This is a genomic window from Mucilaginibacter pankratovii (genome assembly GCF_014773265.1).
Taxonomy (GTDB): Bacteria; Bacteroidota; Bacteroidia; order Sphingobacteriales; family Sphingobacteriaceae; genus Mucilaginibacter; species Mucilaginibacter pankratovii.
The window spans coordinates 113,978-128,874 of the sequence record NZ_JACWMY010000006.1; the positions used below are offsets into that span (position 1 = coordinate 113,978).

Here is a 14,897-nt window from a genome sequence, read left to right on the forward strand (position 1 = left end):
GACGATTGAGACCGCAAAACATTGGACAACCGGGCAATTTTATTTTTTTAAAGCCTTCACCACCAGGTCGAAGGTTTTCCACAACACCTCATCGGTTAGTTTAAATGGCATCCCGCCCAGGCTTTGGCCTTCATAATCAAACCGGGCCAGCGCGTAAAGCGGCGAAAACGCTACCGACCAATAGGTTTCAAAAGGCACCTTTTCTATCTCACCGCGTTCTATTACGTTATGCATAAACTTGCCCATCATTTGTTTAAATTCCTTCAAAAAACCGGCAAGGAACCTTTCCTGGTAGCTGGAGCTGCGCAGCTGATCAAAAAACATACTCAGGTTGGGTTGCTCTTTCATAAACCGGTAACGGTTTTTCCATTGCACGCGAAGGCCCTCTTCAAATGATGCGTCCGGGTCGAAACCTTTAATAAGGGCGTCGCTAAAAAGCTTGCCGCCATCTGATGCTATGTTGATGATCAGGTCATCCCTATCCTTATAATAAATGTAAAGGGTAGCTACCGATATGCCGCAGGCTTTGGCCAGTTTATTCATGCTGAAGCCCTCCATGCCGCTTTTTACGATCATCTCTATCGCGGTTTCTCTAACAAGTTGTTCTTTACTATTATCTCTTGTACGCATACGGTGTTTAATACGCTACAAATATAAATGAATATTCATTTATTTATAAAATATATTTTAACCTTTTTGATAAATAAGGATAAGAAAAGATGAATTACACCTGCTGTAAAGAATTGCCGTAAAGCGAGACGCCGGGATTTATGCGGTGATTGAAAAGCCGCCTGCTTAATTTGGCTTTAAGCGCCGAGGCTTTAATTTTATTTAGCTGCCGGTTAAGGTAATTTTGGCAGAGCAATAAAACGGTTAGCGCAGATAGTATTTCAATAATAGGGCTGAGGCTGGGAGGTGTTTGTTGTATCGTGGCTTGTTGTGCTGCCTTGCCGGGGTGGCGGGTATGGGCTGGTTGGCCAACAATATTTAAAACTGATAAAAGTAAAATGAGAGCGATTAAAATACGGATGATCATTTTAAATTAAGTATCACGGATAACCAACGCGGGCTATCTATTGATTGTGATAAGGTTTAGGGGCGCAATAAAGATAAGCTACGTTTGGCTAATAAAAAATACGTAGAAGTACCCGATTTTCACCCTTTTTTTAGGGTGAAAACACGGTATGAAATATCAAATAAAATGTAGAAGTAGTTTTGTAACAATTACCCGGGTTTGTACTTTGCTTTAAACTTTCGCCTTATATTAGCTTTATAAACCGCTAACCATCAACCTTAAATGAAACACCTATTATTACCAGCCATCGTGCTTGTATTATTTGCAGGCCTTGCAAAAGCGCAGTCGCCCGGCGAAACTATCATCACCCGCTGGCCGGATGATAAGAAAGGCGCTGTGTCTATCACCTTTGATGATGGTTCTGTAAACCAGTTTAAGCAGGCTTTACCCGTGCTGAACAGGTTAAACCTGAAGGCCACCTTTTTTATTATTACGGGGCAGATACCCGGATCCAGGTACGCCGGTAAGTTTATTGGCCGCCCCGTAAAAACCATTATTGCCGAAACTGCCACAGTGCCAACCGATAAGGATAATTTTTATGAACGTGCCTCGGCGGCGGGCTACCTGGGTTTGATAGGCCCGCTCGATTACCATTACAAGGCCGGCTCGCTGGTAGATGCCGGTAAGCTAACCGAAGCTTATACGGTGATGGATGAGCTGTACCAAAAAGTACGTAACAACGAATTTAAGCCCGGCGTTCAGCATAATACCGAGTATATTGATGCCCATGGCACAACCTGGGCAGATATACGCCGGTACGCTAAGCAGGGGCACGAGTTTGCCAGCCACATGGTAACTCATCCCCGCCTGGCCGCGCTTGATGAAGCTAATATGCTTTACGAAATGCAAAGCAGCCGCCTGGACATTTTGAGGGAATTGGGCGCGCGGTACACCTTTTCTGCCGAAGGCCCTTTTGGTACCGAGAACGAGCGGGTGATGCAATACCTGTACAAGGTTTACCCCGCCTTACGTAACCGGATGCCCGAGCCCTGGTTAAAGGAGATCAGCCGGGGCAACCGCAGTAACCCGGGTAGTACCGATAAAAAATATATCCAGTTTCAGCGCGGGGCAACTACCAAAACACCCATGCCCATGATGAAGGCCTGGGTAGATACCACCGCAAATAAAGATAATACCTGGCTGGTGCTTACCTTCCACGGCGTTGACGGCATTGGCTGGGAAGCGTTAACCCACCAACAGCTTGACGAGTACTTTAGCTACATTAAGGCCAAAGATAAACTATGGGTAGCCACATTTGGCGATGCAACGCGTTATATCCGCGAACGGCAGAGTGCAAGCGTTAAATCCTTTGGCAATAATGGCAGCATAACGGTAAGCCTTAGCCACCCGTTAAATAAAGCTATGTACAACCTGCCGCTTACCCTTAAAACGTATGTACCCGCAGGCTGGAAAAAAGTAAAGGTAAGCCAGGGCACTAAAACAAGTATGGTTGTGCCGGTTGCGCAGCAGGGCGGGGCCGCGCGTTACGTGCTGTATAAAGCCTATGCCAATGCTTCGCCGGTAAGGCTAAGAGCCATGTAAAAACCTACACTCCCAATACGTTGCGCGTGCCGTATGAGCCTAACACGTACGAGCGCTTGTAACAGCTGCCGCATTCGTACCGCTTTACAGGTAGAAAAAAAAGCAATGTTTTCATCCAAAACGGCCTCTTTGCCCTTCGGTTTAGGATGCCCACGGTGCATTTGGGGCATTTGATCTTGTTGTTCTTTGTTTCCATAAGGGGTCTTTGTAAACGTTAAACTTTAATTATTATCACCAGTTGCCAACGTCTTGCAATGGGCTTAGTAGTACCGCATTGCCTCGTAGCAATTAAAAAGAAATTGTTTTACAGGTAGTAGCCTGCTTCGATACGTTGCAGCACGTTTGCATACAACAGAAAAATAAATGGAGTGCAGATGGCGATAGATATATCGGGCAAGGCCATAGCCCTGCTCTTCGCCGTTAAAACGATGCTTTTCCCAATGGAAACCAGCACTCGTTTAATATTTTGCAGCCCGTGCGTAATCGCAGTAACTTGCAAAACCGTATTAGTGATACCCAACTCCTTGTGCGGTGAGTGCAGCCGGGAGTTGTTATTTATACGATAAAGATACAGTTTTATTGCGTATTAGTTAACCGGTATTTTAATTAATTTATAGCAGTGCAAAAAGCGAATTTTACTACCGGTTAGAAACCAAATATGGGTTTAATGTAACTAAAACGAAAATTTGAGGGGTGGACAAAATCAGGACAAATAGAGACGCCCCAAGTAAAGCGACTTTATAATTTTGCTATGGTATCTTCAATTTCGTTACCGGCCTCCAGCTCCATTTTTTTGCGCAAGCGCTGTTTGGCTTTCTTTATCCCATCGGTGGTAATGCCCAGCATGCCGGCCATTTCGCGGTTATTAAGGTTAAGTTTTATAAGGGCCATCAGCCGGGTGTCGGTCCCGGTAAGGTGCGGGTATTTGTTGCGCAGGCGATAAAAAAACGCAGGGTGCACTTTGGTAAAAAGCTTTTTAAATTCGCCCCAGTTTTCATCCGTCATGATATGGGCCTTCATCATATTATCCAGCTCTCGTGCGTCGCCTTCGCTGCTGAATTTTAGTTGCAGTTTCTCCACCTCGGTTTTAAACTCCTCTATCAATAGATTCTTCTGCATCAGGTTTTCGGTGTAGCCATGCAGGGCAAGCGCGGCGTTGTTCAGCTCCTCATCAAGCCGTAACTTTTCTGATGTCAGTAGCTCCTGATCCTTTTTGGCTTTTAGCCGCTGCCTGTTGTAAATGAGGATACTGATCACCATCAAAAGCAATAGCACAATAATAACAGTGTTCCGTTTGTACGCGCCAATTTCACCGTTTATCTTTAATTTGTTTAGTTGGGCCTTGCTTTTATCCAGCTCCCATTGCAAACGCACGCGCTCAACCTCGGCAAGGTTATCGCGGTTTTCCAGGCTATCCTTGGCCGCGCTATATTTTTTATTGAACAGGTTAGATTGGGCCATTTGGCCAAGTTTTTCATACAACGATGCCTTCAACCCGTAATAGGTAACGCGGTATCGCAACACATCCTCGCGCGATTGGTTCAGCAGATCGTAGGCCAGGGCAAGCTGTTGCGATGCCCGGCCAAGGCTGTCGGCCTCCAGGCTTATTTTTACCAGGCGTAGCATTGCCGTAGCTGCATTAATAATTTGGTTGTATTGTAACGATACTTTGTAATCTGTTTGGATAAGTGGCAGAGCCTTTTTGTACTGGCTCTGCATAAAATATATCGACCCTATGTTGCCTGTAGTGATGCCTACCCATACCGTATCGTGCGCGGCCTTCGCCATACTTAAAGCCTCATCAAAGTACTGCATTGCGGTTTTAAACTGCTGCGTACTCCGGTAGGTAAGGCCCATGGTGTTTAAAGTGTTTATGCGCGATCGGGACGACGGCTGCTGATACTTTAAGGTCTGTTTCAGGTTTTCGCGGGCGTTATCATAATCGCCAATGGCGTAGTAAAAATCGGCTACTTCAGAAAAGTAGGCGCCCATATCCGGCACCTTGTCAAAACCAATTTCGCGGAATTTTTCCTGCGAGAATAAAAAGTACCGGCAGGCGGAGATGTTTTGTTTGTAGATGAACAAGTAAACCGCTTTGCGGTGCATATATATGGCGGTTTCAAGAGGCAGTGCATGTTCCTCGGCAAATAATATGGCTTTCTCGTAATATGAATTACTTAATGGATTATATCTGCGGTTTACCGAATAGTAATCGGCACGCATATCAAATATGGCACACTCCAGCGGCAGATCGGCCAGTTCTTTGGCTATGCCGGTAAGGTTGTCCAGGCTTTTCATGGCGTCCTGTTCGGCCATATTACGGCAATTGATCTTGTAGCGCAGGCGCGCCTCGTCAACCCGTTTATTTTCGGGCAGGTTTTTGATGGGGGCAAACAGGCCAGGTATGTAGGCTGATGGTTTATTTTGAACGGCAGCTTTGAAACCGGATAGAGAAAGCGCGGCAAAAAACAATGCCAATACCAGCAGAGCGCCTTTTGATCTATTTAAACATTTAGGGGTCAATGTGTAGTTCAGTTGAGCAACTAAATATAAGCATTTTACGGCCCTCCCGAAACTGGAAATTCAATCGATTTCTAATTATTAGGCATTTTAGCAATTGTTTAAACCTATAATTAAGAATGGTTTAATATTACGCTTCCTTAGCCGCAGCGGGTGTTTGTATTTGATTTAACGATAGCGGTATGAGGCTTTTGGTTTTGAGGTAGGTGATAGTTACGATGGCCAAAGTCATACTGCCGCCAAATATTACCGCCGGAATAGTGCCCAGCAATCGCGCCGCCGTGCCCGATTCAAAAGCACCTATTTCGTTAGACGAACCGATGAACATTGCGTTTACTGCCGATACCCGGCCACGCATATGATCGGGCGTTAACAGCTGCATAATGGTGCCACGGATAATTACGCTTACGCTATCAAAAGCGCCCTCGGTAAATAAAAAGATAAGCGACAAGTAAAAACTGCGTGATAAACCAAAGCAAATGATGGAAAGGCCAAAGCCGGTTACCGCAATAAGCAAATTGCGCCATGGCCTGCCCATAGGCGAAAACCTGGCCATAGCCAGCATGGTTAATACCGCGCCCAGCGATGTGGTGGCGCGCATAATGCCCAGGCCCTCGGCACCAACCTTTAATATCTCGTTGGCAAAAACGGGCAGAAGCGCGACAGCGCCACCAAAAAATACCGAGAACAGATCCAGGCTCATGGCGCCTATCATCATTTTGCTGTTGAATACAAACTTTATCCCTTCCGACAGGCTTTTCCAAATATTTTCCTTGGGCACAAAAATAGGCGGGTAAGATCTAAGCAGGTAAATAAGCACCAGCGATATAGCCAGGAAAACAAGGATAACCGCAAACGTGACCGAGATACCCAGGTAGCCGTAAATAAGCCCGCCCGCGGCCGGCCCCAAAATTGATGCAATCTGCCAGGTACTGCTGCTCCAGGTAGCGGAGTTGGTGTAAATTTCTTTAGGCACGCTTTGCGTGTAAATAACAAAGGTGGCCGGGCCGTAAAATGCACGCGCAACACCGTTAAAAAATATCATTACATAAATGGTTGGCACCACCCAGCTTGTGTGGATGTAATTGCCTGCGCCCTTTAATGTAATTAAAAACATCACCAGCGAAGAGATAAACACACCGATGAATATCAGCAACAGCATTTTACGCTTTTCGGATTTATCGGCTATGTAGCCGCCGTAAAGCGCTATACCAACCGCGGGGATAGCTTCGCAAAGCCCAACAAGGCCAAGGGCGAAGGGGTCTTTAGTGAGATGGTAAATATAAAAGCCGATGATAACGGCCTGCATCTGGTAAGCAAAAGTGAAGCAAAAACGCATGCCGATATAAGATCTGAAATCCTTGTATCGTAGTGCTGCAAAAGTTTCTATCCGGGGGCTTGTACTATCTTCTTCGGGCATTTATGAGGTATTTGTGTTGAGGCCTGCAATTTACAAACCTGTGTTTTATTATGGTAATTGTAATGGTATTGTGGCTTTAATTTAACAAAAAAGGCGCGGTGTATGCCGCGCCTCGTATGCTTTGTTTATAAGCCGTGCTGGTCTATCAAATAAACCAGGGCTGCTATGGCGCCTGCACCCAGTTCAAGTTCGCGTTTGTTTACGTTCTCAAACACATCGTTTGGCGTATGGTGGATATCGAAATACCGTTGCGAATCGGGCCGGAAACCGATCAGGACGATGGATGGTATGGTTTCCTTCAGCGGGCCTATATCGGTGCCGCCGCCGCCGGCTACCAGCCTGTCGGCTTCGTAGGGTTCAAAAAGCGCTTTGTATTTATCATTAATAGCCTTTAACTGTGCCGCCGGGATTGCCTGGAAGCTGAAACCGCGCGGGGTGAAACCACCTTCGTCGGTCTCTATAGCGGCAATGTGCTCTTCTTTGTTTTGGGCGGCAACTTCGGCGTATTTAAGGCCGCCTTTGTGGCCATTCTCCTCGTTCATAAAAAACACCGCACGTACCGAGTTTTTGGGTTTGTAACCAACGGCTTTAAATATGCGCAGTACCTCTACAGATTGCATTACGCCGGTACCATCATCATGCGCGCCCTCGGCCAGGTCCCACGAATCGAGGTGGCCGCCAACGGTGATAAATTTATTGGGGTTTTCGCTGCCGGTAATTTCGCCGATAACGTTGTATGATTTTACATCGGGCAAGGTTTGGCAGCTTTGTTTAAAATAGAATTTTATCAAAGGCAACTTGCGTAATTTTAACATAGCGCTAAGTTTGTTTGCCGCCAGGGTAGAGATAGCCGCTGCTGGGATCTTACGGCCGCCTTCGGCATACACGGTGCCGCCTGTGTGCGGGTAATCGTCAAGCGCGGGGGTTATGGAGCGTACGATGGCGCCAACAGCGCCGTATTTAGCAGCTGCCGATGGGCCCGCAAAGCGTTGAATCCCCGCTGCGCCGTAACCTGCACCTGTTTCTATAAAACGCGGATCAAAGGGGCCGTTAAAAAAAACGATCTTGCCTTTTACCACGCTTTCGCCAAGAGCATCAAGCTCTTTTAGACTTTTCACCTCAACAATGTTGGCGGTGATACCAGCCGAAGGCGTACCAACCGACATGCCCAGCGCCGCTATGGGCACCTTAATGCGTGTTTTGCCATCAATAATAAAGCCTTCCTCCTTTGCGCCACGAACCCAGTGCGGCACCATTACTTCCTGCAGGTAAACCTTATCAAAGCCATAGCTATCCATCAGCTTTTTACTCCACGTTACAGATTTTTCTGCACCAGCGGAGCCGCTTAAGCGCTGCCCGATGCTTTTACACAGGTAACGCAGGTTTTCGTAGCATTGGCCGTTTACAAGGGCCTCGTCATACAGTTTGCGTATCATTAACGAGTCCTGTGCTTTTACAGTGGTAGCGGCAAAAAATAAAGAGAGGAGCAGTATGGATTTCTTCATGGAAAAGAGTGTTTGAACAAAAATAGTATTTGTATTGGAAAAACCTCAGTTACGAGATCTTATCCCAGCTTAATCCTTCATTTTTTGTTTGGAAGGGCTGGTTGAGCAGCAGGTTTTCGGGGAGGGCAAGCTGAGGGTCTTTCTCCAGGATACCTTCTACGCATTTGCGGGCTTTTATCAACAGTTCCTGGTCGGTAGCGAGGTTGGCAACTTTCAGGTCGAGCACGCCGCTTTGCTGGGTGCCTTCGATGTTGCCGGGGCCGCGCAGCTGCATATCTATCTCCGCTATCTCAAAACCATTATTGGTTTTTACCATGGTGTTGATGCGTACGCGGCCATCGTTACTGAGTTTTGGGCTGGTCATCAGGATACAGTACGATTGCTCGGCGCCTCGCCCTACACGCCCCCGGAGCTGGTGTAATTGCGACAGCCCGAAGCGCTCTGCATTTTCTATGATCATTACCGATGCATTGGGCACATTTACGCCAACTTCTATCACAGTGGTGGCCACCATTATCTGCGTTTCGCCTTTAATGAAACGCTGCATTTCAAAATCTTTATCTGCTGCGGCCATTTTTCCATGCACAACGCTGATGCGGAATTGCGGTAAAGGAAACTCGCGACTCATAGTTTCCGTGCCATCCATCAGGTTTTTCAGATCCAGTTTTTCGCTTTCCTGTATCAGGGGGTATACTACGTACACCTGGCGGCCTTTGGCTATCTCCTGTTTCATAAAACCAAACATGCGCAGGCGCTGTGCCTCGTAAAAGTGTTTAGTCTCTATCGGCTTACGCCCGGCAGGTAATTCATCAATTACGGATACATCCAGGTCGCCGTACAATGTCATGGCCAGGGTACGGGGGATGGGGGTAGCGGTCATCACCAGCACATGTGGGGGGATGATGTTCTTGCGCCAAAGCTTTGCGCGCTGTTCCACACCAAAACGGTGCTGCTCGTCTATCACCACCAAGCCCAGGTTTTGGTATTGTACTTTATCTTCTATAAGGGCGTGGGTGCCTATCAGTATTTTAAGGCTGCCATCTTCCAGCTTTTCGTGAATAACCCTGCGTTTTTTTTGCGGTACCGAGCCGGTAAGCAGCGCCACTTCCACAAAGTCATCGCCCACCAGGCTTTTAATGGTTTGATAATGCTGGTTGGCCAGTATCTCCGTAGGCGCCATAATGCAGGTTTGAAAGCCATTATCTATGGCGATGAGCATGCTCATCAGCGCTACCACCGTTTTGCCACTGCCTACATCGCCCTGCAGCAGGCGGTTCATTTGCACGCCGCGCTGCGTATCTATACGGATCTCTTTTAAAACACGTTTTTGCGAATTGGTAAGCTCAAAAGGTAGTTTATGGTGATAAAACTCGTTAAAGTAATTGCCTACCGTTCCAAAAATATTGCCCTTGAACTTTGATGCCCTCGTAAGTTTGTTTTTCAGCAGTTTTAATTGCAGGAAAAATAGCTCCTCGAATTTTAAGCGATGGATAGCTTCATTCAGCTGAGCGGCATTATCCGGGAAGTGAATATTACGATAGCTATCGGCACGGGGCGCCAGCTTAAAGCGGTTTAACAGGTAGGCAGGGAGGTTCTCCTGAATGTCTTTCGCGCACTGATCCAGCAAGCCCGCAATGAGTTTTTGCAGCCCTTTACTGTCTAAAGTAAATTGCTCAAGGTTTTTGGTAGAGTTGTAAGCGGGTTGCAGGGTAAGTGCACCGCGCTGCTGGGTTGCACCAGAGTTGTAAAGCTCCATTTCGGGATGAGCCATCTGAGCCTTGCCGTTAAAAAAGCCGGGCTTGCCAAACAGTACATATACCTTACCGGGGATGAGGTTTTTCTCTACCCATTTAATGCTTTGGAACCACACCAGCTCTATAATGCCGGTATCGTCCTTGGCTTGTGCCACCAGGCGTTTAGTGTGCTTTTCGCCTATGATCTCTTTCGAGGCCAGCCGTGCCAGCACCTGCACATAAGGCATATCCGGCTGGATATCCTTTATCTTATAAAACCGTGTACGGTCTATATACTTATACGGAAAGTGTTTGAGCAGATCCTCAAACGTAAAAATTTGCAGCTCTTTTTTAAGCACCTCCGCTCGGGCAAGGCCTACACCTTTTAAATACTCGATGGGTGTTTGAAAAGCTTGACTGTTCAATTTTTACTAATTCAGGGCTTTAACGCAATTACCGAGATCTCTACATTAACACCTTTTGGCAAGCCAGCTACCTGCACGGTTTCGCGGGCGGGGAAGTTTGCGGTAAAGTACGAGCCGTACACCTCATTCACCTGCGCAAAGGTTTGCATATCGGTTAAAAAAATGGTTGTTTTAATAATGTTGTCGAAACCAACGCCGGCTTCATCTAATATGCCTTTCAAATTCTCCATAACCAGTTTTGCTTCATCGGTTATGCCGGTGGTTACAATTTCGCCGGTGGCTGGGTTCATGGGGATCTGCCCGGATACAAAAAGCAAACCGCCTGCGGCTACTGCCTGGCTGTATGGGCCAATAGGGGCCGGGGCATTTTTAGTATTGATGATCGTTTTCATTAGGATAATTATTAAAAGCGCGGGTTAGGTAAAAGATTATTTCTTCAGAATAAACCAATAGATAAGCTTATAGATGATGCCCAGCAAAAACATGCTGATAGCAATAGCATTGATAATATGCATCACCTTAAGGTTAAAACTGGTAGGCCGGTTAGGGTCCTTTTTTCGGAAGAAGTACATAGTGCAAATTTAACAAAAAAAAGAAAGCCCCGGGTTATCCGGGGCTTTCGCTTAATAATATTATTCTAAAGGAATATTATTTTTTGGTGAATGACACACGACGGTTAAGTACGCGGCCTTCTTCAGTTGAGTTATCAGCAATTGGGCTGGTTTCGCCGTAAGCTTTAACTTTTACTTTAGATGCAGTAACACCAGAGTTAACTAAGTAAGTTTTTACAGAGTTAGCACGGTCACGTGATAACGACATGTTGTGAGCAGCAGTACCTTCAGATGAAGCGTAACCGTTTACCTGTACAGTTGCACCAGAAGCACGTAAGTCAGCTGAAGTTGCATCTAATGCAGGGTAAGATGAAGTACGTAATACTGAGCTGTCAAATTCAAACTGGATGTTTGAGTAAGCAGTACCTTTAGCTGAATCTATCGGAGCAGCAGCAGCTGGGAACACGATAACGCAACCAGAACCATCAACTACGCTACCGGCAGGAGTGTTAGGGCATTTGTCGAATTGATCAGCAACACCGTCACCGTCAGAATCTTTCTTCAAATCAGTAACAGCGTTTTCAACGTTAGTTACACGAGTTTTAAGAGCTTCAACTTCTCTGCGCAGTTGTTCGTCGTACAATTCGTCGTACATCATAGCTACAGGGTTAACCCAGTCTAAGTTTGGTTTGCCTTTGCCACCTAAAGTGAACTCTAAACCAGCGTAACCGTAAGAGAATTTATCTCTTGTATCGCGCTGAGTAGCAGTACCATCAAAGTTGTAACCATCAATAAAGTTCATGGTGTAACCTAAGTTAAGGGCAACCGCATCGGTTAATTTAAATTTAACACCAGCACCGATAGGGATAATTAATTCCTTAACAGTCCTTTTAGAGGTGCCGCTACCTGGTTGGCCAGGAGTAGTTGGGTTACCGTTAGCATCGTTTAAGTAGAAATTGTAAGCGCCTGTACCTGCATTGTACTGAGCAACAGTTTCTGCGTAGCTTGGTTTGTAGAAAGCTAAACCAGCACCACCGGTGATGAAGAAGTTAATTGCGTTTTTACGACGGATGTAATCGATAGTAGCAACGTTAACAACACCACTTAAAGTAGCAGAGTAAAATTTAGTTGCGAAAGCAGTTCTGCTGCCGATTTGTTGTGGGTTACCGTTATCGTCATTTCTGCCTTTAACTTGTCCGCCGTGTAAATCTAATTGTAAGCCGAATGAGTGAGCTAACTGAGAACGCAAAGAAATACCGTAGCCGATACCTAATTGTGCTTTTTCCCAGTCGTTAACACCGCCGATTGCAACAAATGGTGATGTAACACCACCGTTGATACCGATGCTAAAAGTTTTGTACTGTCCCCTACCACCAAATACCTTGGCGGTGGTTGTGCCAGATGACATTGTAGTGTCTGAAACTGTTGTTGTAGTGGTAACGGTTTTAGTGGTGTCTTGCGCACTAACCATCCCAGCAGTCAACAAAGCAGCAAACGACAAGGCAGCTGTTTTCTTTAATGTAGAATAATTCATAGTTTTAAGATTAAACGATTTAATTGTGATTTTTTTTCAAAATTAGTAATTATGTTTGAAACGATTACCAAACTTTGTTCCAAAATTGATAATAACTACTACAAATAATAAAAATAAATTGTTTTTATTAAAACATATATTCCTGTTTTATGAAATATCTACCTGTAAATGAGCGACTATTTACAATTAATAGAAAAAATTTCGTTTCGCGACTTAAGCCTCGTTCTATAGCTATTTTCCACTCAAATGATGAGTTTCTGCGTAGCGGCGACCAAAACTTTATATTTAAGCAAAATCCTGATTTTTTTTACCTCTCGGGTATCGATCAGGAGCAAAGTATCCTGGTTTTGTTTCCCGATTGTCCTAATCCGTTATACAAAGAAGTACTGTTTTTAAGACAAACCAGCGAACATATAGCTATTTGGGAGGGTCATAAGTACACCAAGGACGAAGCAAGGGCCGCATCGGGCATTCAAACCATTTTTTGGCTGCAGGATTATGACACTATTTTGCATGGTATTATTAACTATGCTGATAATGTTTACATTAATACCAACGAGAACGACCGCTACGCACATACCGTTCCGTACCGCGATATGCGAATGTACGAAGCCCTGCGGCTGAAGTACCCCCTGCACCATTACGAAAGGTCGGCACTGATACTGCGCGACTTACGTGTAGTAAAATCTGATACCGAGATAGCACTCACCAAAACCGCGTGCGGGCTCACGCGCGATGCTTTTGTGCGTGTACTAAAATTTGTACAGCCGGGTGTGGCAGAGTACGAAATTGAGGCCGAGATCATCCACGAATTTATCAAACAACGCGGAACAGGCCATGCTTACAACCCAATCATCGCATCGGGTAACAACGCTAATGTGCTGCATTACATAGATAATAACCAGGTTTGTAAAGATGGCGATGTGATATTACTGGATTTTGGAGCCGAGTACGCCAACTATAATGCGGATATGACACGTTCTATCCCGGTGAACGGCCGCTTTACCCAGCGCCAGCGTGATGTTTATAATGCGGTATTGCGCGTAATGAAAGCCGCCACCAGCATGATAGTAGCGGGCACCATTTGGAACGAGTACCACGATGAGGTGGGCAAAATAATGGAGAGCGAACTGATAGGCCTTGGCTTACTGGATAAGCAGGACGTTGCCAAGCAGGACCCTAAAGCACCTTTGTACAAACAATATTTTATGCACGGCACCTCGCACCACTTGGGGTTGGATGTGCACGATTATGCCAGCCGCTATAAACCATTCGAGGTTGGCAACATCCTCACCTGCGAACCGGGCATCTACATCCCCGCAGAAGGCTTGGGCATCCGCTTAGAGAATAATGTCCTCATTACCAAGGGTGGCAACATCGACCTGATGGCAGATATACCGGTGGAGGCAGAGCATATTGAAGAGATAATGAATAGTTAAGATTTCGGATCGCGGAATTTCGATTTGGGATTTGTTGCTATTGGTCCTTTGAATCCGAAATCGAACGTTCGAAATCCGAAATAAATACATAAAGGTTAAACCCTTCCTCTTTCAAAGCTTCGGCAAGTAATTGCTGAAGCTTTTTTTTGTCGACACCGGCCATACGGTTTTGCTGGATGAGGTTGTAGGCTTTTTGGGTGAGCAGCAGTTCGCGGCGGCTGTTGGTTATTTTGGGCGGGGATAAAATCATTCGGGCTATTTCTGCTATCCCCTCGTTGTTGGTGGCAACCGCACGGAGCACCGGGATCTGCGCGCCTTCTTTTTGGTGGATGATCTTTTTAAGGTTGTTGATGAACCCGTCGGCACCATCCCTGTCGGCCTTGTTGATGATGAAGGCATCCGCAATTTCCATCAGGCCCGATTTGATGTTTTGGATCTCGTCGCCCGCCTCGGGTACCAGCACCACAAAGGTTTGATCGGCCAGGCCGGCAATTTCTACCTCCGATTGGCCAACCCCCACCGTTTCAATAATGATATGATCAAACCCCGCGGCACGCAGCACATCAGCCATCTCGATAGTTTTGGCAGACAAGCCTCCCAGCGAGCCACGTGTGGCCAGCGAACGGATAAACACATCCGGGTGGTTAAAATGCGTAGCCATACGGATCCTGTCGCCCAGCAGCGAGCCAAAATTAAAAGGCGATGTGGGGTCGATAGCTAAAATGGCTACTTTTTTACCTTCGGCTAATAAGGCGCTGATGATGGCGTTTACCAGCGTGCTTTTGCCTGCACCCGGCGGCCCGGTGATACCGGTTACGGGTGTGGTATTATAGGGCAACTGCTTTAATAGTTCCACGGCGCCCGGCAGGTTGTTCTCCACAATGGTGAGATCGCGCGCTACCTTTCGGAAATCGATACTGTTATGTAGCTTGGGTTTTGCCATTTGCCTCTGCCTATAAAGTAACAAAAAATAGATTTAATTAAACAAGCTTATATAAAATGAGCAGGGGCAGTCGCTTTTAAAACCGAACCATTACCAGTACGGATTTTGGCAATAATTTCAATTGCTTTTTTTGGCTTGTTCGCGTTCGGGATGGGGCGCGAACAGCCCGAACAAGCCCGAACAAGGGTGATTTTAACGAATCACTATTGC

12 protein-coding genes are annotated in these 14,897 nt (G+C 46.1%); 2 read left to right on the top strand and 10 right to left on the bottom strand.

Going from position 1 to position 14,897, the window contains the following annotated elements:
• Positions 1 to 39 precede the first annotated feature (39 nt).
• Positions 40 to 630, bottom strand: coding sequence for a TetR/AcrR family transcriptional regulator (locus IDJ77_RS13165; protein WP_191189425.1), 591 nt, complete (start codon positions 628 to 630; stop codon positions 40 to 42).
• 667 nt (positions 631 to 1,297) lie between these two features.
• Between IDJ77_RS13165 and IDJ77_RS13170 the strand changes: the two genes are divergently transcribed.
• Positions 1,298 to 2,617: a polysaccharide deacetylase family protein gene (locus tag IDJ77_RS13170; protein ID WP_191189426.1), complete on the top strand. Its 1,320-nt coding sequence runs from the start codon at positions 1,298 to 1,300 to the stop codon at positions 2,615 to 2,617.
• A gap of 304 nt (positions 2,618 to 2,921) precedes the next feature.
• On the opposite strand, the gene IDJ77_RS13175 is transcribed toward IDJ77_RS13170, so the two are convergent.
• The 8 genes from IDJ77_RS13175 to IDJ77_RS13210 all read right to left on the bottom strand — a co-directional run bounded on the left by IDJ77_RS13175 (position 2,922) and on the right by IDJ77_RS13210 (position 12,305).
• A complete protein-coding gene (locus tag IDJ77_RS13175) occupies positions 2,922 to 3,116 on the bottom strand; it encodes a hypothetical protein (RefSeq protein WP_191189427.1) in 195 nt (64 codons plus the stop codon).
• A gap of 239 nt (positions 3,117 to 3,355) precedes the next feature.
• On the bottom strand, positions 3,356 to 5,140 hold the full coding sequence (locus IDJ77_RS13180) for a tetratricopeptide repeat protein (RefSeq protein ID WP_191189428.1): 1,785 nt from the start codon (positions 5,138 to 5,140) through the stop codon (positions 3,356 to 3,358).
• 127 nt (positions 5,141 to 5,267) lie between these two features.
• Positions 5,268 to 6,557 (bottom strand): MFS transporter, encoded by a 1,290-nt coding sequence (locus IDJ77_RS13185; protein WP_191189429.1) that lies wholly within the window; start codon positions 6,555 to 6,557, stop codon positions 5,268 to 5,270.
• A gap of 125 nt (positions 6,558 to 6,682) precedes the next feature.
• Positions 6,683 to 8,062, bottom strand: a complete 1,380-nt coding sequence (locus IDJ77_RS13190; protein ID WP_191189430.1) for a M20/M25/M40 family metallo-hydrolase — start codon at positions 8,060 to 8,062, stop codon at positions 6,683 to 6,685.
• 49 nt (positions 8,063 to 8,111) lie between these two features.
• Complete coding sequence (gene recG / locus IDJ77_RS13195; RefSeq protein ID WP_191189431.1) at positions 8,112 to 10,220, bottom strand: ATP-dependent DNA helicase RecG; 2,109 nt, start codon at positions 10,218 to 10,220, stop codon at positions 8,112 to 8,114.
• Positions 10,221 to 10,231: 11 nt separating this feature from the next.
• Positions 10,232 to 10,612: a RidA family protein gene (locus IDJ77_RS13200; protein WP_191189432.1), complete on the bottom strand. Its 381-nt coding sequence runs from the start codon at positions 10,610 to 10,612 to the stop codon at positions 10,232 to 10,234.
• 36 nt (positions 10,613 to 10,648) lie between these two features.
• Positions 10,649 to 10,792 (bottom strand): DUF6728 family protein, encoded by a 144-nt coding sequence (locus IDJ77_RS13205; RefSeq protein ID WP_166727636.1) that lies wholly within the window; start codon positions 10,790 to 10,792, stop codon positions 10,649 to 10,651.
• Positions 10,793 to 10,868: 76 nt separating this feature from the next.
• Positions 10,869 to 12,305, bottom strand: a complete 1,437-nt coding sequence (locus IDJ77_RS13210) for an OmpA family protein (RefSeq protein WP_191189433.1) — start codon at positions 12,303 to 12,305, stop codon at positions 10,869 to 10,871.
• Positions 12,306 to 12,454: 149 nt separating this feature from the next.
• Here IDJ77_RS13210 and IDJ77_RS13215 point away from each other — a divergent pair, with 149 nt between their 5' ends.
• Positions 12,455 to 13,744 carry an aminopeptidase P family protein gene (locus IDJ77_RS13215; protein WP_191189434.1) on the top strand — a complete coding sequence of 430 codons (1,290 nt, stop codon included), beginning with the start codon at positions 12,455 to 12,457 and terminating at the stop codon, positions 13,742 to 13,744.
• A gap of 37 nt (positions 13,745 to 13,781) precedes the next feature.
• On the opposite strand, the gene meaB is transcribed toward IDJ77_RS13215, so the two are convergent.
• Positions 13,782 to 14,687 (bottom strand): methylmalonyl Co-A mutase-associated GTPase MeaB, encoded by a 906-nt coding sequence (gene meaB, locus IDJ77_RS13220; RefSeq protein WP_191189435.1) that lies wholly within the window; start codon positions 14,685 to 14,687, stop codon positions 13,782 to 13,784.
• Between the last annotated feature and the right edge of the window lie 210 nt (positions 14,688 to 14,897).